This is a genomic window from Acinetobacter sp. AOR12_HL, assembly GCF_027855275.1.
Taxonomy (GTDB): Bacteria; Pseudomonadota; Gammaproteobacteria; order Pseudomonadales; family Moraxellaceae; genus Acinetobacter; species Acinetobacter baumannii.
Genome location: NZ_JAKTIJ010000020.1, coordinates 410,703 through 431,903 on the forward strand (window position 1 = coordinate 410,703; position 21,201 = coordinate 431,903).

At 39.7% G+C, this 21,201-nt stretch carries 19 protein-coding genes; 7 read left to right on the forward strand and 12 right to left on the reverse strand.

Annotated elements, in window-relative coordinates:
• Positions 1–13: 13 nt before the first annotated feature.
• The 4 genes from MKL36_RS10405 to MKL36_RS10420 are packed head-to-tail and all read left to right on the forward strand — an operon-like array spanning position 14 to position 3,821.
• A complete protein-coding gene (locus MKL36_RS10405) occupies positions 14–808 on the forward strand; it encodes a ChbG/HpnK family deacetylase (protein ID WP_021511083.1) in 795 nt (264 codons plus the stop codon).
• On the forward strand, positions 805–1,785 hold the full coding sequence (locus tag MKL36_RS10410; protein WP_001022407.1) for a glycosyltransferase family 2 protein: 981 nt from the start codon (positions 805–807) through the stop codon (positions 1,783–1,785). Before MKL36_RS10405 ends, MKL36_RS10410 begins: the two co-directional genes overlap by 4 nt.
• Entirely contained in the window at positions 1,785–2,165 is a 381-nt protein-coding gene (locus MKL36_RS10415) for a GtrA family protein (RefSeq protein WP_021511084.1), read from the forward strand. The genes MKL36_RS10410 and MKL36_RS10415 overlap by 1 nt, the downstream gene beginning before the upstream one ends.
• 9 nt (positions 2,166–2,174) lie before the next feature.
• Positions 2,175–3,821 carry an ArnT family glycosyltransferase gene (locus tag MKL36_RS10420; protein ID WP_021511085.1) on the forward strand — a complete coding sequence of 549 codons (1,647 nt, stop codon included), beginning with the start codon at positions 2,175–2,177 and terminating at the stop codon, positions 3,819–3,821.
• Between the two features lie 54 nt (positions 3,822–3,875).
• Here the strand turns inward: MKL36_RS10420 and gyrA are convergent, their stop codons facing one another.
• The 4 genes from gyrA to xerA form a co-directional block, all read right to left on the reverse strand.
• Positions 3,876–6,590 carry a DNA gyrase subunit A gene (gene gyrA / locus MKL36_RS10425; RefSeq protein ID WP_021511086.1) on the reverse strand — a complete coding sequence of 905 codons (2,715 nt, stop codon included), beginning with the start codon at positions 6,588–6,590 and terminating at the stop codon, positions 3,876–3,878.
• 365 nt (positions 6,591–6,955) lie between these two features.
• Positions 6,956–7,888, reverse strand: coding sequence for an electron transfer flavoprotein subunit alpha/FixB family protein (locus MKL36_RS10430; protein WP_000025985.1), 933 nt, complete (start codon positions 7,886–7,888; stop codon positions 6,956–6,958).
• Between the two features lie 17 nt (positions 7,889–7,905).
• Positions 7,906–8,655: an electron transfer flavoprotein subunit beta/FixA family protein gene (locus tag MKL36_RS10435; protein ID WP_000646179.1), complete on the reverse strand. Its 750-nt coding sequence runs from the start codon at positions 8,653–8,655 to the stop codon at positions 7,906–7,908.
• Between the two features lie 436 nt (positions 8,656–9,091).
• Complete coding sequence (xerA, locus tag MKL36_RS10440; RefSeq protein WP_162564713.1) at positions 9,092–9,979, reverse strand: site-specific tyrosine recombinase/integron integrase; 888 nt, start codon at positions 9,977–9,979, stop codon at positions 9,092–9,094.
• Positions 9,980–10,141: 162 nt separating this feature from the next.
• Here xerA and MKL36_RS10445 point away from each other — a divergent pair, with 162 nt between their 5' ends.
• On the forward strand, positions 10,142–10,765 hold the full coding sequence (locus tag MKL36_RS10445) for a LysE family translocator (RefSeq protein ID WP_000125206.1): 624 nt from the start codon (positions 10,142–10,144) through the stop codon (positions 10,763–10,765).
• 85 nt (positions 10,766–10,850) lie between these two features.
• On the opposite strand, the gene dapF is transcribed toward MKL36_RS10445, so the two are convergent.
• The 4 genes from dapF to MKL36_RS10465 form a co-directional block, all read right to left on the reverse strand.
• Positions 10,851–11,696 carry a diaminopimelate epimerase gene (dapF, locus tag MKL36_RS10450; protein ID WP_000923480.1) on the reverse strand — a complete coding sequence of 282 codons (846 nt, stop codon included), beginning with the start codon at positions 11,694–11,696 and terminating at the stop codon, positions 10,851–10,853.
• A 5-nt stretch (positions 11,697–11,701) separates the two neighbouring features.
• A complete protein-coding gene (gene lysA / locus MKL36_RS10455; RefSeq protein ID WP_000011144.1) occupies positions 11,702–12,952 on the reverse strand; it encodes a diaminopimelate decarboxylase in 1,251 nt (416 codons plus the stop codon).
• A gap of 22 nt (positions 12,953–12,974) precedes the next feature.
• On the reverse strand, positions 12,975–13,199 hold the full coding sequence (lptM, locus tag MKL36_RS10460; protein WP_001255198.1) for an LPS translocon maturation chaperone LptM: 225 nt from the start codon (positions 13,197–13,199) through the stop codon (positions 12,975–12,977).
• A gap of 140 nt (positions 13,200–13,339) precedes the next feature.
• Entirely contained in the window at positions 13,340–14,746 is a 1,407-nt protein-coding gene (locus MKL36_RS10465; protein ID WP_000070815.1) for an amino acid permease, read from the reverse strand.
• Positions 14,747–15,235: 489 nt separating this feature from the next.
• On the opposite strand from MKL36_RS10465, the gene radA reads away from it, so the two are divergent.
• Both radA and MKL36_RS10475 read left to right on the forward strand, forming a co-directional pair.
• Complete coding sequence (gene radA, locus MKL36_RS10470; protein ID WP_000048860.1) at positions 15,236–16,624, forward strand: DNA repair protein RadA; 1,389 nt, start codon at positions 15,236–15,238, stop codon at positions 16,622–16,624.
• Between the two features lie 82 nt (positions 16,625–16,706).
• Positions 16,707–17,687, forward strand: a complete 981-nt coding sequence (locus MKL36_RS10475; RefSeq protein WP_000451853.1) for a Tim44 domain-containing protein — start codon at positions 16,707–16,709, stop codon at positions 17,685–17,687.
• 58 nt (positions 17,688–17,745) lie between these two features.
• Here MKL36_RS10475 and epmA read toward each other — a convergent pair whose 3' ends face one another.
• From epmA to fdhD, 4 genes are all read right to left on the reverse strand, one after another.
• Positions 17,746–18,720, reverse strand: coding sequence for an EF-P lysine aminoacylase EpmA (gene epmA / locus MKL36_RS10480; protein WP_021511088.1), 975 nt, complete (start codon positions 18,718–18,720; stop codon positions 17,746–17,748).
• The gene (locus MKL36_RS10485) at positions 18,717–19,784 is read right to left on the reverse strand and encodes a 4-phosphoerythronate dehydrogenase (protein WP_021511089.1); all 1,068 of its coding nucleotides are present in this window, start codon (positions 19,782–19,784) and stop codon (positions 18,717–18,719) included. Before MKL36_RS10485 ends, epmA begins: the two co-directional genes overlap by 4 nt.
• A gap of 104 nt (positions 19,785–19,888) precedes the next feature.
• Positions 19,889–20,281: a YkvA family protein gene (locus tag MKL36_RS10490; protein WP_000119198.1), complete on the reverse strand. Its 393-nt coding sequence runs from the start codon at positions 20,279–20,281 to the stop codon at positions 19,889–19,891.
• Positions 20,282–20,400: 119 nt separating this feature from the next.
• Positions 20,401–21,192, reverse strand: coding sequence for a formate dehydrogenase accessory sulfurtransferase FdhD (fdhD, locus tag MKL36_RS10495; protein ID WP_000187643.1), 792 nt, complete (start codon positions 21,190–21,192; stop codon positions 20,401–20,403).
• Positions 21,193–21,201: the final 9 nt, after the last annotated feature.

The following is a 21,201-nucleotide window of genomic DNA, read 5'->3' on the forward strand; positions in this document are numbered from 1 at the left end:
GTGGAATTTAGATATGGCAAAGGTGTGCTATTGCGCAGATGACTTTGCAATGAATGCAGAGATATCTGACGCAATTATTCAACTTATTGAACAAGGTGCGCTTCAAGCCACCTCATGTATGACCCAATCTGATTTATGGGAAACTGCTGCTGCCAAATTAAAACCGTTTAGTGATCGAGTTGATATCGGTTTACATTTAAATCTTACTTATGCTTTCGCTTCGGGTAATCTGGTTTTTCCCTTACCTATGCTTATAGTCCGAGCATGGTTTGCAAGTCTTAATCGCGAATTAATCACTCAATGTATTGAGGAGCAATGGGACTTATTTGTTTCAGTATTAGGAAAACAACCTGACTTTATAGATGGTCATCAACATATTCATCAATTTCCATTTATACGTGATATTTTGCTGCAATTATTAAAAGAGAAAAAATTTACGGGTTGGATTCGAAATTTACAACAACCGATCAATCCCCCTCATTACCGTTTTAAAACTCGTATGCTCTCAGCATTAGGTTCTAACTCTTTGGCAAAAGCTTGCCAGACATATCACTTTAATCAAAATGGCCAATTTGCTGGCATCTATGATTTCAAACTGACCAATTATGGCCAACTCAATCAATATTGGCTTGCGAATGCAAAAGACCATTTACTGATTATGTGCCATCCAGCACTTGCACAATCAAATGATCAAGATCCAATTCAACACGCCCGAATTCAAGAATATCAATACCTCAGTTCGGCTCAGTTCCAACTTGATTGTCAACAATACGGTATCCAGCTCACCAGACTAGGGGCAATGCAATGAATATAAAACCCTTTTTATCCTGCGTTGTTCCAGCCTACAACGAAGCAGAGAATTTAAAAACCTTTATTCCTGCTTTGGCAAATAGTCTAAAACAGCAAAATCTTAGCTATGAAATTATTGTGGTAGATGATGGAAGTAAAGACGATACCATCCCAATTTTACAAACAATGATTGAAGATTATCCTTTAGTTGTGCTGGAGCTTTCACGGAACTTTGGCAAAGAAGCAGCTTTAAGTGCCGGTTTAGACCATGTGACTGGTGAAGTTGCTCTACTGATTGATGCTGATTTTCAACATCCATTTGAAGCAATTCCAACCATGATTAATCTTTGGAAAAATGGTTATGACATGGTCTATGGTATTCGTAATCGTACAACCGAATCATGGCTTAAACGTGTTCTAACCCAAGCTTATTACCGTATTTTAAACTTAAGTTCACCTATTGATATTCCAGAAAGTGCTGGAGATTTCCGACTTCTTGATGCAAAAGTTGTTGAAGCTATCAAACAATTACCAGAAAAAAATCGTTATATGAAAGGTCTATATGCTTGGGTTGGCTTTAAAAGTATAGGCATTAATTTTTCTGAGCAAGAACGTCAACATGGCCGTTCTAGCTTCAACTTAAAATCTCTTTTTAACTTGGCCATGTCAGGTTTAACGGGTTTTTCTGATTTACCTTTACGCGTATGTATTTACTTAGGTGCAATTCTGGCCTTAGGTGCGATGAGCTACGGAGTGTGGATTATCATTAAAACTTTGATTGAGGGAATTTCCATTCCGGGCTGGGCAACACTTGCGGCAGGTATGACACTATTAGGTGGCATTCAATTGTTATTCATTGGAATTTTAGGTGAATACATTGGCCGCATTTATGCTGAAGTTAAAAACCGCCCAAAATATATTATTTCTACCGAACATTCTCGTACTAAGCAGGAACATTCAATCGCCCACCAAGAAAATACGTTCTCTAGTTTCTAATGTTTGCTCATATTCTTCAGCTTGCGCGGTTTACTACTACCGGAACCGCAGCAGCACTTACTCATTATAGTGTAGCCATGCTTTTATTTAAGAAACATGTTGCACTGCAATATGCCAATTTATTCGCTTTTCTTCTCGCCTATTGGGTGAGCTATTTTGGGCACCGCGTTTTTACGTTTAAAGCGCAACATCTTACGCATCGGCAGACTCTCCCAAAATTCACGTTGGTTGCTGGCTTAGGTTTTTTATTTAATGAAAGTTTTCTTTTACTCTCAAACCTCTATTTTAACGTTCCTGTTTCAACCTTAGTGTGTATTGCAATTGTTCTGACCTCTGTCGTGACTTTTTTGCTTAACCGTTTTTTTGCATTTCAACATTAAGGATTGTGTATGCAGCAATGGCTTCGTAATTCCAAATTTTTATTATTTTTTTTACCGTGTTGGTTACTTCTTCTTTCCTGGATAAGACCTCTATCGGTACCTGACGAAGGCCGCTATGGAGATATTAGCCGAGCTATGGTCGAATCTGGAGATTGGTTAACTCCACGAATCGATGGTTTGCCATTCATGCATAAACCTCCACTACTACACTGGTTAAGTTCTATGTTTATGGAGCTTTTTGGTGTACATGTATGGGTGTTACGGTTAGTACCTGTTTTAGCGGGTACCCTCATGTTAGTGGGTCTATTCTTATTTGTAAAAAAGCATATTTCAGAGCGTGTAGCGCAACTCACGGTTATTATTTTAGCGACTAACCTACTTTTTTTTGGTAGTAGTCAATATATTAACCATGACTTATTAGTAGCATCGGGAATTACATTAAGCGTTTTATGCTTTGCTGATTTCACCATTTCTGCGCGAAAACCTATTTTATTTTTAGGTTATGTAGCTGGTGCAGCCGCCTTTCTAAGTAAAGGACTTATTGGTGTGCTCATTCCAGGTATGATCCTGTTGCCGTGGTTACTCTACACAAAACAATGGAAAAAAATACCTTCTCTGCTTAACCCATTGGCTATCTTGCTATTCTTACTTATTGTTAGTCCATGGTTGTACGCAGTACAAAGCAAATATCCTCAATTTTTACATTATTTCTTTATTGACCAACAATTTAGTCGATTTAGTTCAAAAGAATTTAATAATAAGCAACCTTGGTGCTTCTATCTGCTTATTTTGTTTATCGGTTCTTTACCTTGGTTTTTTGCGAGTAGATTTGAGTCTATTAAGTCCGTCTTTAAAGATTATAAGCAATCAGGTGTATTTGCACTGCTTGTATGGTGGTTTATTTCTGTTACGTTTTTCTTCTCTATTCCGCCTTCTAAACTAGCAGGCTATATTTTACCTGCTGTACCACCCCTTACTATTTTCTTGGCGCTTGTGATTAATAAAGTTCTTGAAAGCAGTTATAAAACCAAATTACAGGTATGGGGTACTCCTGTATTTATTATGATTCTTGGGATTGGTATTGTGGCCACCCCACATTTTCTCCGTGCGAATCAACCATTTTTTCAACATCAAGCCATATTCATTTACACCATTGGTACACTGTTAATTGTGCTTCCACTGGTTTTAGTATGGTTATATAAAAAGCAGAAAGTGAGCTATTTAAACTATATTTTTATGAGTTTAATTGTTCTATGTAGTTCGGTTCCTTTTGCTGTTCGTATTTTAGATACCAAAAACAATGTGGGCCAAACAGATTTTGCTGAGTACATCACCCCATCTACAAAAATAGTTTTCTACAATTACTATTTTTATGATGTGCCTTTCCTTTTACAGCTTAAACAGCCTGTTTATATTGTAAATGAATGGGATAGTGTTCACTCTGATAGCGCTTCTTTAGAAATTAAAGATGGCTTGTTATTTGAACCACAACTTAAAAAGTATTTGTGGAGCGAACAACAGCTCAAAGATGCTTTATCTCAAAAGCAAGATTTGATCGTGGTAAGCCAACCTAATAATTTTGCAACTAAAGACCCGTCAGTAAAAACTTTGCATTACAGAAACTATGATGTGTTTATTTTCCATTCAGCAAAATAAATAAATCAGAAATAAAAAAGGAAGCCTGAGCTTCCTTTTTTATTTTAAAACGTTTTACTCTTCAGAAGTATCTTCATTATTAGATACAACTTCTTCACTATCGGTTTCAGTCGTATCTACTTCGCCTTCAAGAAATTCTTCTTCGTCTTCTACAGCTTCAATTGAAACTACGCCAACAAGAGTTTCTTCTTCGCTTAAACGGATGAGACGAACACCTTGAGCATTACGACCTGTCATTGCAACTTCTGCTGCACGCGTACGAACAAGCGTACCACCATCAGAAATCAACAATAACTCTTTAGTTTCATCAATAGAAACTGCACCAACTAGCTCACCGTTACGTTCACTTGTTTTAATCGCAATAACGCCCTTACCACCACGTTTCTTGGTCGGGAAATCATTTACAGGAGTACGTTTACCGTAACCGTTGGCACTCGCACACAATACTTCACCAGTCTCAGGTACAACGACAAGCGATACGATGCGGCTTACTAGACTTGAATCTGCTGAATCATCATTATCATCTGATTCATCGTTTTCAACATCTGCATCTTCTTCACTTAAGGTACTGCTTGCGAAGCTCACGCGCATACCACGTACACCTTTCGCTGTACGACCCATTGCACGTACGTCAGTTTCAGCAAAACGAATTGCTTTACCTTCGTTAGAGAACAACATGATTTGCTGATTACCATCAGTAATCGCAACACCAATTAAGGTATCTTCTTCATTCAGTTCAATAGCACGTAGACCATTTGAACGAATGTTTGCAAACTGTTCTAACTCAACACGCTTAACCGTACCAGAAGCTGTCGCCATAAACACATAGTGGTTTTCTGGGAACTCTGTTAAAGGCAAGATAGCAGTAACTGTTTCTGTTGCATCTAAAGGTAACAAGTTCACAATTGGACGGCCTTTTGCCCCACGTGATGCTTGAGGAACCTCAAATACTTTCAGACGGTACACTTTACCCACGTTGGTAAAGCAAAGTACGGTCGCGTGGTTCGATGCCACAATCAGATGTTGAATAAAGTCATCATCTTTCATAGAGGTTGCAGACTTACCACGTCCACCACGGCGCTGTGCCTGATAGTCTGAAAGTGGTTGAGTTTTTGCATAACCCGTTTGCGAAACAGTTAATACCACTTGTTCTTCTGGAATTAAATCTTCACGGCAGAAATCAACACGAGATTCAACAATTTCAGTACGACGTGCATCGCCATATTGTTGTAATACTTGTGCTAACTCTTCACGAATAACACCCATCAACAAGTTGAAGTCGTTTAGAATTGCCGTCAGTTCAGCAATTTGACCTAAAATTTCAGTATATTCTGCGTGTAACTTGTCTTGTTCTAGACCTGTTAAACGGTGTAAACGTAATTCTAAAATTGCGCCTACTTGTGTTGGTGACAGACGGTAAATTGAATCACTTAAACCAAATGGACGATTTGGATCTTCACCTTCAATTTCATCTGGGCGAACAGAAATTGCACCAGCTTTTTCAAGTAGTGCAACAACGCCACCACCTGCCCACTCACCCGCAAGTAAACGCTCACGCGCTTCAGCAGGGTTTGCAGAAGTTTTGATGGTTTCAATAATTTCATCAATATTGGCTAAGGCAACTGTCAAGCCTTCCAAGATATGACCACGTTCACGTGCTTTACGTAATTCGAACATGGTACGGCGTGTCACAACTTCTTGGCGGTGACGAATAAATGCCGCAATAATATCTTTTAGATTCATCAATTTTGGTTGTCCATTGTCTAGACAAACCATGTTGATGCTGAATGAGTTTTCAAGCTGGGTATTTAAGAATAAGTTATTTACAACGACTTCTGCGTTTTCACCGCGTTTCAAGTCAATTGCAATACGCATACCTTCTTTATCAGACTCATCACGAAGTTCTGAAATACCTTCAAGCTTTTTCTCTTTTACTAACTCGGCAATACGTTCAATAACTCTTGCTTTGTTTACTTGATATGGAATTTCAGTAAAGACGATGGTTGTACGACCTGTCTTTTCATCTTCTTCGAAATGGTATTTACCACGAATGTGTAAACGACCTTTACCGGTACGGTAGGCATCAACAATACCTGATTTACCGTAAATAATACCGCCTGTAGGGAAGTCAGGACCAGTAATGTATTCCATCAATCCTTCAATCGAGATATTCGGATTGTCAGCATAAGCCAAACATGCATTCACAACTTCTGTCATGTTGTGTGGTGCCATGTTAGTTGCCATACCTACAGCAATACCAGCAGCACCGTTAATTAACAAGTTTGGAACACGTGTCGGAAGTACTTCAGGGATACGTTCCGAACCGTCGTAGTTATCTTCCCAGTCAACTGTGTCTTTTTCTAAATCTGCAAGAAGCTCATGTGCCAGCTTAGTCATACGGACTTCGGTATAACGCATTGCCGCAGCGCTATCACCATCGATCGAACCGAAGTTACCCTGACCATCAACCAATAAATAACGTAAGCTAAAGTCTTGAGCCATACGAACAATGGTTTCATAAACAGCTGAGTCACCATGCGGGTGATATTTACCGATTACGTCCCCAACGACACGAGCAGATTTCTTGTAGGCTTTGTTATAGTCATTGCCCAATTCGTGCATGGCATAAAGCACACGACGGTGAACAGGTTTAAGACCGTCTCTCACATCCGGCAATGCACGAGATACAATTACACTCATCGCGTAATCTAAATATGAATGCTTGAGTTCGTCCTCAATGGCAATCGGTCGGATTTCCGATACGCTCATGCATACTCCTTCTTACAGATAGATATTTCTATCCGTTTATATGTCTTGATCTTGCAAAAAATTTAGTTCCGGAAAGTGAACTAAAATCGAAAAAAATATAGCTGTATACTATAGCATAAAAGCGCTTTGTAATGTGCGGAATCTACACTGCCAATCTGGTGATATTTGTATAATTTAATTGCATATTATTCTACTCTTTTAGCTGCAATCATTATCTTCATGCCTAATCAAAACTATGTGAATTTTATTTTATAAAAATCAAACATCCAAAGCATAAATTTTCTAATTTTTACTTCTAACTTCAGACTGTAAAACAAAAAACCCCTAGTTCAAAACTAGGGGTTTTTAACTTTAATCAATAAAGATTAAAGCTTAGATACCAACTCTGGTACTACAGCGTTCAAATCACCAACTAACCAGTAGTCAGCAACGCTGTTGATTGGCGCTTCTTCGTCTTTGTTGATAGCAACAATAACTTTAGAATCTTTCATACCAGCCAAGTGCTGGATCGCACCAGAAATACCTACAGCAATGTAAAGCTCAGGTGCAACGATTTTACCAGTTTGACCAACTTGGAAGTCGTTAGGTACAAAGCCTGCATCAACTGCTGCACGTGAAGCACCTTGTGCTGCACCAAGCTTGTCAGCTAATGGGTCAAGTACTTTGTGGTAGTTCTCACCAGAACCTACACCACGACCACCAGAAACTACAATACGAGCCGCAGTTAATTCTGGACGATCAAGTTTAACGATTTCTTCAGATACAAACTTAGAAACACCAGCATCTTTTACTTCGCCAACTGTTTCAACAGCAGCTGAACCACCTTCCGCAGCAACTGGATCAAATGCTGTACCACGAACAGTACCAACAATGATTGCTTCGTCAGATTGAACAGTTGCAATTGCGTTACCAGCGTAAATTGGACGCTTGAATGTGTTAGCCGATTCAACAGAAATAATGTCTGTAATCATGCTTACATCAAGAAGCGCAGCAACACGTGGAAGAATGTTCTTACCAGTTGTAGTAGAAGCAGCTAAAACGTATTTGTAACCTTTAGCCAAGTCAGCAACTAAGCCAGCGACGTTTTCAGCTAATTGGTTTGCATAAGCAGCGTTGTCAGCAAGTAATACTTTGCTCACACCAGCAACTTTAGCAGCAGCGTCAGCAACTGCTTGAGCGCCTGAACCAGCAACTAATACAGTAATATCACCACCGATTTTTTGAGCTGCAGCAACAACGTTTAAAGTAGCACCGTTAAGTGTCTGGTTGTTGTGATCAGCGATAACTAAAATACTCATGATTTTATCCTTCCGTATTAGATCACTTTCGCTTCATTTTTCAATTTTTCAACAAGCTCATCTACAGATTTCACTTGTACACCAGCTTTACGTTCTGCAGGCGCTTCAACTTTAATCGTTTTAAGCTTAGTACCAGCTGTAACACCGTAATCAGCAGGAGATTTAGTATCAAGCGGTTTTTTACGAGCTTTCATGATGTTAGGCAATGCAGCATAACGTGGCTCGTTTAAACGCAAGTCAGTTGTAATGATTGCAGGAAGTGCAAGTTCAACAGTTTGTAAACCACCGTCGATTTCACGAGTCACTTGTACTTTACCGCCATCCACTTTCACTTCAGAAGCAAACGTACCTTGACCAGCGCCTAATAATGCACCAAGCATTTGACCTACTTGGTTAGAGTCATCATCAATTGCTTGTTTGCCAAGAAGGATAAGTTCTGGTTTTTCAGCGTCAACAACACCTTTTAAGATTTTAGCAACTTCTAGAGCGCCAATTTCGTCAGTAGTTTCAACTAAAATACCGCGGTCTGCACCCAAAGCCATTGCAGAACGGATTTGTTCTTGAGCTTCTTTAGGACCAATAGAAACAACAACGATTTCTGATACTGTTCCTTTTTCTTTTAAGCGAACCGCTTCTTCCACTGCGATTTCACAAAATGGGTTAATTGACATTTTAACGTTGGTAAGGTCAACCCCACTATTGTCCGGCTTAACACGAACTTTAACGTTGGCATCAACCACACGTTTTACAGCAACAAGAGCCTTCATGTAATCCTCGGCTGTTCTAGCAAAAGTAAATGTTGAGAAAAGTATATTAACTCTTCGATTAAAATTTTTTAGGTACCCTATCTTGCAATGTGTTTGGCATTTCGGTCAAGTCACAATTTTCTGGAACGGGGCAAAAAAAATGAAATCATCAGTTCATAAAAAAATTTTTATACATATCTAACTCCTATTTTACTCTTTTTAAAGTCTATTTTATACATTGATTTTTATTATCTTTTTATCTTATTTACCTTATTAGTCAGAAGGATAAGACTCTCAAAAATGAGTCAAAATTTATAGTTTTTAGACTATATATGCCGACAAAATAGGCAAAGATCAAAATGGTCAATTGGGTAATTTCATCGATTTCCTTTAAACAAATTTGTAAAAAAATACAAATGATCTCTACATTCTGCTTTTTTAACCCAGCTAAAGCGGCTTAATGCTTGGTGGCTCGTGGATGGGCCTGATCGTACACTTGGGCCAAATGATCAAAATCAATATGTGTATAAATTTGAGTAGTCGATAAATTGCTATGACCTAACATTTCTTGAACTGAGCGTAAATCACCACTACTTGATAACATATGGCTAGCAAAACAATGTCGAAGTAAATGTGGGTGTAAGTCGACATTTACACCCGCTCTTTGTGCCTGAAGTTTTACACGCTTTTCAATTTGCCTAGGAGTTAATGCACTGCCTCGCTGTGAAATGAAAACGGAAGCATTTTGGTCAAAATGGCCTTTCCAGATATTATAAATTTTTAGCCAATTCAATAAGCTTTCTTTTGCCTTTTTCCCAAACGGTACAATACGGGTTTTATTTCCTTTACCTGTAATACGAACGAGTTGACGATTAAAATCAATATCTTTAATCGTTAAGCCTTGCAGTTCAGCGAGCCGTAAACCACTTGAGTACAGTAGTTCCAACATGGCTTTATCTCTTAACCAAAGCTGCTGATCAATTGGTTTTTCAGGCATGGGTTGATCTAAAATTTGATTAACCGTTTCTATGTCAATCATGCCCGGTAAAGGTCTAGGCTGACGTTTCAATTTAAAATCGTCAGTAGGATTAATTTCTAGGTATTTGCCCTGTTCAGCCCACTTCATAAACTGACGAATAGAAGTAAGATGACGTTGCATGCTACTTGAACTTAACTGATCTTGCTCAACACGTTGAGCCAAATATTCACGCAAATCTGAAGCTTCAACATTTCTTAAATCAACTTTTTTAAGCTCACAAAATTCAAGGAAGCTTTTAACATCTCGCTCATAAGCGGTAATTGTATGCTCAGACTGGTTTTGAATTTTTCTTTCTTTTAACCACATTGAGAGCAGTTGTAATGCAAAATCCAAATTGCTCTCCATTTATTTGCCCATTTTTTTGAGTGTACCAAAAACTATTTAATCAGGAAAATTTGATATCGCACAGCATAATAAATCTAACTTATATATTACAATTTATACCAAGTATCCGTTGGACCTTACACCATGACCGCCATACTCATTCCTTATTTAATTGCCATTACTTTACTTACCCTTACCCCTGGTTTAGATACAACTTTAATTATTCGTACTGCAACACTTGAAGGAAAATCTAAAGCGTTTCAAGCAGCTCTAGGAATTAGTCTTGGCTGTATTGCTTGGGGAATTGTCGTGGCATGCGGTTTAGGTGCCCTACTGATGGCATCCGACTTAGCATTCAATATATTGAAATGGATGGGCGCCGCTTATTTAGCATGGCTGGGTTTAAATATGATTTTAAAACCTCGTAGTCAGCTCGCAGATATACAAGACAATCATTCAAATCGCTCTACTTCGGAGAATTGGTTTATTAAAGGTTTCTTTGGCAACTTACTCAATCCAAAAGTTGGTATTTTTTATATTTCATTTCTTCCCCAGTTCATTCCAGCGCAAGCATCGGCTGTTACTTGGGTGATGGGGCTTGTAATGATTCATGTGGTGATTGGCGTGTTATGGTCAAGTCTATTAATTCTGGCTATGCAGCCACTTTCACGTTATCTAAAGCAACCCAAGTTTGTAAAATATATGGACCGAATTACGGGCAGTATTTTTGTTCTATTTGCTTTGAAATTGGCGTTGAGTAAAAGGTAATAAAATCAAAAATATTGTACATATAAAAGAAAGCCTCTTTTATCACTTTAACTGATGAAAAGAGGCTTCTATTTAGGCCATGCGATTAACCTTGGAAATAACGTAAATCCAAACGTCCATCATATACATGAGTTGTTGGACCAGTCATCCAGACCACATCGCCTTCTTGCCATTCAATTTGTAGCTTACCGCCAGCAAGTTCAACTTCTACAGAGTTCGCAAGTAGACCACGGCGCATGCCACTTACCGCAGCAGCACATGCTCCTGTACCACACGCAAGTGTTTCACCCACACCACGTTCAAATACACGTAAGCGAACATGTTTGTCATCAATCACTTGCATGAAACCAGCATTAACTCGCTCAGGGAAACGTTTATGTGATTCAACTTGCGGGCCAATACCAGCTACATCTGCGGTTAGTACATCTGGAACTATAGTGACCGCATGTGGGTTACCCATGTTGACCACATCAATACTAATGTTTTGGTCATTTGCCAACTCAAGGGTATATAAAGCTTCAGGTTCATCCGCCACAAATGGAATTTCATTTGGTAGAAACTTTGGGTAGCCCATATTTACGCGCACCCAACCATTTTGCCCAAGCTCTGGCTTTACAATACCCGCTTTGGTTTGTACGGTAATGTTGGTTTTATTGGTTAAATGACGTTCGTGGACAAAACGGGCAAAACAACGCACACCATTACCACATTGCTCAACCTCAGAACCATCTGCATTGAAAATACGGTATTTAAAATCAGCTTCAGGTACGTCTGGTGGTTCAACAATTAAAAGCTGATCAAACCCCACACCAAAGTGTCGGTCTGCCAAACGTTGAATTGTTGCAGTATCTAAATAAGCTCTTTGGCTAATTAGATCAACCACCATGAAATCATTGCCTAAACCATGCATTTTGGTAAATTCTAATAACATCTCATTTACTCCTCAGGCAATAAACGTTCTTTTTCCCAAAGCGACTCAACCGTTTCACGTTCACGAATTAAATAGCTCTTTTCACCTGATACCATGACTTCTGCTGCACGGCCACGCGTGTTGTAATTTGAGCTCATGACAAAACCATAAGCCCCGGCACCAAGTACAGTCAACAAGTCATTTTCTTGTAATGCGAGTGAGCGGTCTTTACCAATGAAATCACCTGTCTCACAAATTGCACCAACCAAATCCCAAGTTTTTTCTTCGGTATCTATACGTGGTACAACAGGTTGAATATCCATCCAAGCTTCATATAAAGCAGGACGAATTAAATCATTCATTGCTGCATCAATAATCGCGAAGTTACGATGCGTCGTTGGTTTAAGCAAATCAACTTTGGTTAAAAGTACACCTGCATTTGCACTGATGCTACGACCCGGCTCCATATAAACTTTCAAGCCTAATTTTTCTAAAGCCGGCTTCATAGAGTTTGCATATTCTTCAACACTTGGTGGTGTTTCATCTTTATAACAAACCCCTAAACCACCACCGATATCGATATGTTTCAGATTAATGCCTAGTTTTTTCAACTCATCAATCATCACAATGACACGGTCTAAAGCATCAACAAATGGTTTAGTTTCAGTGAGCTGTGAACCAATGTGGCAATCAATACCTACGATTTCAAGGTTAGGTAAAGATGCAGCATATTGATAAGTTTCATAAACTGCATCACTTGGAATACCAAATTTATTTTCTTTTAATCCTGTTGAAATATAAGGATGCGTTTTTGCATCGACATCAGGATTTACACGTAAAGAAATAGGCGCTTTTTTGCCTAGGCGAGCTGCTACTTTTTGAATACGGTCCAACTCTGCATAAGACTCGACATTAAAACAGGCAATACCTACATTTAATGACGTTTCAATATCAGCTTCAGTTTTACCTAAACCTGAAAAAACAATTTTAGAAGCATCGCCACCTGCTTTTAAAACACGTGCTAGCTCACCACCAGACACAATGTCAAAACCCGCACCAAGTTTTGCCAAGACATTAAGAACAGCTATATTTGAGTTCGACTTCACCGCAAAACAGATTTGATGATCAATAAAGTCAAAGGCACGATCCATATCTAAATAATGTTTTTCAAAAGCTGCTTTTGAATAAACATATAACGGTGTGCCAAATTGCTGCGCAAGCTGCTCTAGAGAACATTGCTCTGCATGCAATACTCCATTAATGCGGGTGAAACTCATGAAGGTGTCCTTATTTCAAAGCTTAAGGTGATGTAGTTTGTGGTTGAGCGGCTGATGATTCGACTGACTGTTCAGCCTGTTCATCTTGTTGCACAACTTGTTTCTGTTCTTTATTACGATAGAGCAAGTATTTTGCACGTTTGTCATAATTTGGATCAGAAGGTAGCTGCAATGCTCCTGACTGACCGCAAGCGCTAAGCAAAATACTGCTGCTCAATAAACTGATGAGGCAAATGACACGACGCATCTGAGCACCTGATTTAAACAATTCGATGCAGTATACCGTGATCAGGCAAGCGGCTAAAGAGTAAACTTGAATAGAAAAACAATATGCATAAAAAACGCCAGCTTTTCAGCCAGCGTTTGATCATAACCAAATAAATTTAATTATTTTTTATGACGTGGTTTATAGAAGAAGAAATAACCAATGATCAAAATAACAAACCAAATTGGGCTGACTTTAAGCGCTTTAAAGGTGTCTGGCTCTAAAGACAATACGTAAATCATACCAATAAAGAAAATAATCGTGATCCAACATGTAAATAAGCCACCTGGCAATTTAAATGTTGATTTGGCATGCAGTTCAGGACGCGTGGTGTAATAACGGATGTAACTCCAGATAATAAGCAACCATACGCAGATGAAGAGAATCGTTGAAAGTGTTGTTGCAAGCGTAAATGCTTCAACTGTATTTGGTACAAAATACTGTAATGCTGCACCTAACAATAAACACGCAGCAGAGAAATACAATGCATTTGCCGGTACTGCACGTCTGTTAAGCTTACCAAAAGCTTTTGGCCCCTGATCTTCACGAGATAAACCAAACAACATACGACTTGTTGAGAATACACCACTGTTCATGGATGACATGACTGATGACAATACCACCAAGTTCATCAAAATCGCGGCTGCCGCTACCCCTGCTTGACTAAACAGGTTTACAAATGGACTGATCGCTGGATCAATTCTGTTCCATGGTGTTACTGACATTACAATGAGTAGCGCCAATACATAGAAAATAATGATACGGATTGGAATTGAGTTAATCGCTTTAGGCAAATTACGCTCAGGGTCTTTAGTTTCCGCGGCTGTTGTTCCCACAAGTTCAACACCCACGAAAGCAAAAATTGCAATCTGGAAACCAGCCAAGAAGCCATGCACACCTGTTGGGAAGAAACCGCCATTTGCCCAAAGATGAGTAAATGAAGCGACTTCACCTGTAGTAGACGTAAAGCCTGTAAAGATCATCCACAGACCCACTGCAATTAAAATAATAATCGCAAGGATTTTAATAAGTGCAAACCAGAACTCTAATTCACCAAACAATCGAACTGTTAATAAGTTCAATCCCATAATGAACACAATCGCGGCAACACTAATCATTGCGCCTTCAACAGGCGAGAAAGGTAAGCCATTATTGAAGAACTGTAAGTAATAAATAATTGCAGACAGATCGGCGATACCAATCGTGATCCAACACAACCAGTAGGTCCAACCCACGAAGTAACCAGCCCATGGGCCAATTAAATCGGTAGAAAAATCAATAAATGATTTATAGGTTAAATTTGACAGAAGAAGTTCGCCAAGCGCACGCATGACAAAAAACACCATCAAACCAATAATCATATAAATAAATAAGATAGAAGGTCCGGCAAGACTAATTGTTTTACCTGAACCCATAAATAATCCGGTACCGATGGCACCACCAATCGCGATCAGCTGTAAATGCCGATTAGAGAGACTACGATGGAGCTCACCTTGTTCATGAGGGTCGCTCAGATTTTGATTCGACATTTTATGAATACACTCCAGTAATTTTTTTAGTCCGTTAGCTAAAATCAAATCAAAAAGACGATATCGCACCATTTGCAGGTATCTTTTAAATGTATATTTTTTGACAACTTTTCAGCTAACCAATTTTTGTCTGTATTGCTGATAATTTCAAGATACATACAATTAAATCCGATAATACGCACAAGAACCTAGCAATACAACGCACTTTTCAGTCTAAAATTAAGACTTGAACCACTTTGATTTTTAAATTAAAAAGCCATATCAATTGATCAACTTTTTAACTACCAATTCCCTCTCGAGCTTCTAATACTTTCTCGAAATTTGACTGACTACTACGTTATCTCTCTATTTTTAAAACATGACATTTACTCTTTAATTTTGCTCACCGAAGCTTAAGCAAAATGTATTCCATATCGATTAAGTTCTCTATTGGGCTTTTTGCTATACTCTGCTTTTAATGATTATGAAGTTATCTCACTGAAGACGAATATGAGCAAAGTCAAAACCGTTTACCGTTGCGAGCAATGTGGTGCCGATCATCTAAAATGGGCAGGTCAATGTTCAGAGTGTGGTGAATGGAATTGTCTTAATGAAGTCAAACTAGAACCTACTACTGCTCATCGTGCACGTCCTAAAGTTGGGGGTTATGCGGGTCAAGTCGCCAATATTACAACGCTTAATAAAGTCTCTGTTTCTCATGAAACCCGTTTACCAACAGGCATTAGCGAATTTGACCGTGTGCTTGGTGGTGGCTTGGTGACAGGTTCTGTAGTACTCATTGGTGGTGACCCAGGTATTGGTAAATCGACCATTCTTTTACAAACAGCAACTCATATGGCAAGTGCAAAAAGTTCTGCGCTTTATATTACGGGTGAGGAATCGCTGTCACAGGTTGCCTTACGTGCCCAACGCCTTGACCTACCAACAGACCAGTTAAAAGTCATGGCTGAAACTTGTGTCGAACGCATTTGTGAAGTTTTAGAACAAGAACGTCCTGTTGTCGCAATTTTGGACTCTATCCAAACGCTTTACACAGAAACGCTTCAATCTGCGCCGGGTGGGGTTTCACAAATTCGTGAATCTGCTGCGTTATTAACCCGTTATGCGAAAAATAGTGGCACAGCGCTATTTATTGTTGGTCACGTGACCAAAGAAGGTGCATTGGCAGGTCCTCGTGTTTTAGAACACATGGTGGACTGCGTACTTTACTTTGAAGGCCAATCAGACTCACGTTATCGAATGATTCGTGCAGTGAAAAACCGTTTTGGTGCAGTCAATGAGCTTGGTGTATTTGGCATGACCGATAAAGGCTTACGTGAAGTGGCTAACCCTTCTGCTATATTTTTAAGTCGTTATGACGAAGCCATTCCCGGTTCAATTGTCATGATCAGCCGTGAAGGAACTCGCCCGCTTTTAGTTGAAGTTCAGGCTTTAGTCGATGATGCTCAAGGACAACCAAGACGTGTTGCACTTGGTCTTGAACAAAACCGTTTAAACATGCTGCTTGCTGTTATGCATCGTCATGGTGGTGTACAAACCACCGGACAAGACGTGTATGTCAATATTGTAGGTGGTTTAAAAATTACCGAAACAGGTTCGGACTTGGCTGTTTTACTTGCATGTGCTTCGAGTTTACGAACAAAAGCCTTACCTCAGCAGCTTGCAGTTTTTGGTGAAGTTGGTCTTTCAGGTGAAATCCGACCTGTACCTAATGGTCAGGAACGTTTAAAAGAAGCAGCAAAACATGGCTTTAAATACGTCATCTTACCAAGAGGTAACGCCCCGCAAAAAGCAATTCCGGGCGTACAAGTGATTGCAGTTGCCCGCCTGCATGAAGCCTTGACTGAGGCGATGCAACTTAGTGATGAATTGACATAAAAAAACATACTTTTAAGGTTGAAATTTAGAGTAAATACCTGCATAAATACTATTACAAATTAACTTTAAACAGGAATTTCCTATGGAAGTACACCAGCGTGGCTTGATTACCGGTATTTTAATGGCTGCTTTAGCAATTTCTCCGCTTGCTGAAGCTAAACGTGCAGGTGGTGGTAAAAGCCACGGTATGGCACGTTCTACTACTTCAAGCCAGTCTTATCAACAACCTCGTCAAGTGACTCCAGTTCAACAACCTGCTACTACAGCACCTCAGAGATCTGGTCCGGGTGTTGGTTCAATGGTTGCCGCTGGTGTGGCTGGTGCTGCCGTAGGTGCTGTTGCAGCAAATGCTTTAGCAGATGACAAATCAACATCAGCTGAACACCAAGTAACTCAACCGGGTAATGAACAAGCTGTTCAAGCCCAAGAAGAGAAAAAAGGTGGTATTCCTGGCTGGCTTTGGGTATTACTTGCAGCCGCTGTAGCTTTCTTTGTATTCCGTAAATTGGGATCAAAAAAAAAATTAGCAGCTAATAACCCTTATGCACCAAACAATGGCGGTCAAAACCCATTTGGCCGCTCGGCAGCTCCAACCAATACAGGTGACAATACCAATATTTTTGGTCAATCTGTAGGTGGCGGTGCAGCAACACAAGCTCCTTTTGGTAGCGCAACGACGAATAGCGGTAACCAATTACCAGATGGTAGTGAGCCTGCTTCTTTCTTACGCGTTGCCCGTCAGCGTTTTAACCACATTCAGTCAATCAATAGTGCAAGTAACATTGAAGAAATTCGTCGTTACTTAACCCCTGAACTTTACAACTCTATGTATAACGACATCATGGAGAACCAAGATCAGGACGTTGCTGAGTTTAGTAACTTAAATGCAATGGTTGTAGACAGTGCGACTGAAAATGGTCAATACATTGTGAGCGTACGTTTCACAGGTACAGTAAGTGAAGATTTAAACAGCTTGCCACAGCCATTTACTGAAATCTGGCACTTTGTAAAACCTGTTGGTTCACAGCAAGATTGGGTTGTTGCAGGTATTCAACAAGCCTAACTTAAATAAGTTCTAAATAAAAAAGCCACATTATTGTGGCTTTTTTATTTCATTGTTTTTAGGCAATTTCGGCTGGAAATGCGATGACTTTTTCAATTTTAAGTTGATTGGTTGCAACCATGAGTAATCGATCAACTCCTAAAGCGATCCCTGAACATTCAGGCATATGAGGTAACGCAGCCAACAAGTGCTCATCTAATGGCATGACATGAAGTCCTTGTTTAGCTCGCTCTGCATTATCTGCTTCAAAGCGAGAACGCAACACGTCTGAATCGAGCAATTCATCATAGGCATTGGCAAGCTCTAAGCCTTCGATATAAACCTCAAAACGCGCTGCGACCTCTTCACCATCTTCATCTACTTTCACTTTTGCCAAAGATGCCATTTCTGGAGGAAAGTCAGTTAAAAAGACAGGTGCATCAAACCCTAAACTTGGTTCAACAAAATGAGAAAACAACAAATCCATATAAGCCAAACGGTCGTCGCCCAAGTCGAGATTTAACCCAACACGATTTGCTGTGTCTTTAAGTTGCTTCAAAGTCGCTTGCAACGGGTTAATATCTAAACGGTCCTGAAAAGCATGCTTATAACTTAAAATAAATGGACGAACTTCGCCAAAACGATGCTGCAAACAGGTTTGTAATAAATCGGCTGTTTCATGCATTAACGCTTTTAAGTCCAGACCCGGACGGTACCATTCAAGCATGGTAAATTCACTGTTGTGTTTACGCCCGTGTTCATCATCTCGAAAAACCTTACAGATTTGATAAATCGGCCCACTACCGCTCGCCAATAAACGCTTCATGGCAAACTCTGGTGAAGTCTGTAAATATTGTGTTTGCAATTTGCCGTTAATATGACGCAAAGCCTGAACCGAGGCTAAATGTACGTCAGTCACACCTGCTTGTGAAACTACGGGTGTTTCAACTTCCATGACGCCACGTTCTGCAAAGAACTGACGAATTTGGGTATAAAGCTTAGCACGAGCCTTTAAAGCATCAATTGAACAAGTAGGTTGATAACTTAAACTCATGCCTGTGGTCCCTCGTGAGCTGCCCATTCACGGCGCAGCGGATAATTCTTACGTAATAAATCAAATGCTTTTTGCTCTACTTTGCCATCTTTAATACAAGCACGGATGTTGGCATCATCTTGAGCAATATCATAAATTTGAGATAGTTTTTGCTTTAACACTGCTTTTAAATCATGTCCTGAAAAATAGTCTTCACATGCAGGCAACTGGGTTTCGAAACGCTTATTGATATCAAAGCCAAATTTTTGACAAAACGCCTCATAAATCATTTGAGTACCACGAGCTTTTCCTTCCAAGCTATAACCTGCAATATGCGGTGTCGCCAAAGCCAACATATTTAAAAGCTCTTCAGATATCACTGGCTCATGCTCAAATACATCGAGCACCACTTTACGCTGGGTACGTTGAATGTCTTCGATTAAAGCGGCTTCTTTTACGACCGGACCGCGTGCACTATTAATCAAAATTGTGTTCGGTTGAAGCGCTGCAAAAGCTTTTTCGTCAAACAGATGATATGTCGCATGTTCGCCTTTTTTGGTCAGCGGCACGTGAATTGAAACTGCATTAGCTTGTTGCAACAAGGCTTGAAAGCTTACATTTTCAATTGAATCTAACTGTACATAGGGGTCGAAGCCAATCACTTTCCAACCAAGCAACTGAGCCATATAGGCCAAGCGCTTACCCACGTTGCCAAGCCCCACAATGCCTAGCGTAAATTTTTCTTGTTGTTCTAAAAGGCTAGCATCTAAATGCAGTAAAGCTGTAATCACATATTCAGCAACCGCCTGTGCATTACAACCTGCGGCATTGGCCCATGTAATGCCATGCTTTTCTAAAGCTTGAATATCTAAATGATCGGTCCCGATTGTGGCACTACCCACATATTTTAGGGCGGTATTTTGAATTAAACTTTCATTTACTGCGGTGACTGAACGGACCAATAAAGCTTCAGCATCTTGTACGTCTGTATGCGTTAAGGTGCGCCCTGCTTTATGTTGAATATCGCCAAACTCTGAAAAAAAGTAATCGGTAAACGCCAAATTTTCATCTGCGACGATTTTCATGGTCTGCAACCCATAGCTTATAAAAACGTTATTATCCTTTGAGTTGTGGCAAAGTACAATGTTAAGGGTATTAAATTAGTACAGGGTTTCAAGACTCAGTTCACTTACAAACCACCGCCAAAATAAAAGTAAGCCATCACGGCAAGTGTGAGCCAAATTAAAATAATAAGTACGGCAACCAAATAGTTTTTTGGCCGCTTTTCATGTTCATCTAGCCATTCTTTAGCTTGTTGTTCAGCATCAAAAATGACTTGCTGAGGCGTAAAACGAACTGCTAACCAAATGAGTATGGGTAAAATAACCGCGTCATCAATAAAGCCCAAAATAGGAATAAAGTCTGGAATTAAGTCAATTGGACTAAACGCATAAGCCACCGCTACCACAGCAATAATTTTGGGTAACCACGGCATTTGAGGATGCCTTGAGGCAAACCAAAGCATAATAATTTGTTTTTTTAGACGTTTTGCCCATTCTTTTATTGATTGTACCCAAGACATTTGGACAGACTCTGAACCTTTAGAATTTTATAATAATCTATAAAAACTAACCTTAGCTTAAAAGTGAAAGGAATATCGAATGAACCCAGCCCTAATTCCTTCACATTAAAAGATATATTTTATATTTCCGTATATAAAACAAATCCATCGCCCCTACAAAAGCTTGCCAAAGTCAGGCCCGATTGCTTGGCTAACTGAATGGCCATACTGGTAGGCGCTGAAATTGAAGCAAGCAAGCTAATATTGAGCTGAGCACATTTTCGTATCAGTTCATAACTTGCCCGACTGGTCATCACCACAAAACCTAAACTGGTGTCGTAATTTTCTTGCGCTAAATAACCGAGCAATTTGTCTAAGGCATTATGGCGGCCCACATCTTCAAATAAAGCCACGATTTGACCGTCAACTACCCACGCTGCGGCATGCGCCCCACCCGTTAAAGCAGTAATTTCTTGTTGAGTTTTTAAATGGGAAATAGCACTCGGAATTTGCTCAAGCCATATTTTTGATGCATGCGTTGTAATTTTTGGCACGTCTAACTGAAACTGCTCTAAGCTTTCAATTCCACATAAACCGCAGCCTGTACGGCCTACCATCATACGGCGATGTTCCTTTAGGGCGGCAAATGCTCTCGATGAAATGGTCATTTCCACCGTAATGCCTAGTTCATTTTGATGCACATCAAGGGTATATAGCTCTTTTAAGCTGGTTAAAATTCCTTCCGAGAGACTAAAACCTTTAGCAAATAAATCGACATCGGTCGGTGTCGCCATCATCACCGCATGCGAAATACCGTTATATACCAAGGCAATTGGGTACTCTTGCACAATATGATCTAAGACATTTTCAGATTCGGTTTTGTTAAACCGCTGTACTGGCAATGTTTCAACCCCATAAGCATGTGGTGTCAAAATTATTTC

Coding starts and splice junctions, on each gene's coding strand:
- MKL36_RS10405 (WP_021511083.1), top strand. CDS start 14: ATGGCAAAGGTGTGCTATTGCGCAGATGACTTTGCAATGAATGCAGAG.
- MKL36_RS10410 (WP_001022407.1), top strand. CDS start 805: ATGAATATAAAACCCTTTTTATCCTGCGTTGTTCCAGCCTACAACGAA.
- MKL36_RS10415 (WP_021511084.1), top strand. CDS start 1,785: ATGTTTGCTCATATTCTTCAGCTTGCGCGGTTTACTACTACCGGAACC.
- MKL36_RS10420 (WP_021511085.1), top strand. CDS start 2,175: ATGCAGCAATGGCTTCGTAATTCCAAATTTTTATTATTTTTTTTACCG.
- gyrA (WP_021511086.1), bottom strand. CDS start 6,590: ATGAGCGTATCGGAAATCCGACCGATTGCCATTGAGGACGAACTCAAG.
- MKL36_RS10430 (WP_000025985.1), bottom strand. CDS start 7,888: ATGAGTATTTTAGTTATCGCTGATCACAACAACCAGACACTTAACGGT.
- MKL36_RS10435 (WP_000646179.1), bottom strand. CDS start 8,655: ATGAAGGCTCTTGTTGCTGTAAAACGTGTGGTTGATGCCAACGTTAAA.
- xerA (WP_162564713.1), bottom strand. CDS start 9,979: ATGTGGTTAAAAGAAAGAAAAATTCAAAACCAGTCTGAGCATACAATT.
- MKL36_RS10445 (WP_000125206.1), top strand. CDS start 10,142: ATGACCGCCATACTCATTCCTTATTTAATTGCCATTACTTTACTTACC.
- dapF (WP_000923480.1), bottom strand. CDS start 11,696: ATGTTATTAGAATTTACCAAAATGCATGGTTTAGGCAATGATTTCATG.
- lysA (WP_000011144.1), bottom strand. CDS start 12,952: ATGAGTTTCACCCGCATTAATGGAGTATTGCATGCAGAGCAATGTTCT.
- lptM (WP_001255198.1), bottom strand. CDS start 13,199: ATGCGTCGTGTCATTTGCCTCATCAGTTTATTGAGCAGCAGTATTTTG.
- MKL36_RS10465 (WP_000070815.1), bottom strand. CDS start 14,746: ATGTCGAATCAAAATCTGAGCGACCCTCATGAACAAGGTGAGCTCCAT.
- radA (WP_000048860.1), top strand. CDS start 15,236: ATGAGCAAAGTCAAAACCGTTTACCGTTGCGAGCAATGTGGTGCCGAT.
- MKL36_RS10475 (WP_000451853.1), top strand. CDS start 16,707: ATGGAAGTACACCAGCGTGGCTTGATTACCGGTATTTTAATGGCTGCT.
- epmA (WP_021511088.1), bottom strand. CDS start 18,720: ATGAGTTTAAGTTATCAACCTACTTGTTCAATTGATGCTTTAAAGGCT.
- MKL36_RS10485 (WP_021511089.1), bottom strand. CDS start 19,784: ATGAAAATCGTCGCAGATGAAAATTTGGCGTTTACCGATTACTTTTTT.
- MKL36_RS10490 (WP_000119198.1), bottom strand. CDS start 20,281: ATGTCTTGGGTACAATCAATAAAAGAATGGGCAAAACGTCTAAAAAAA.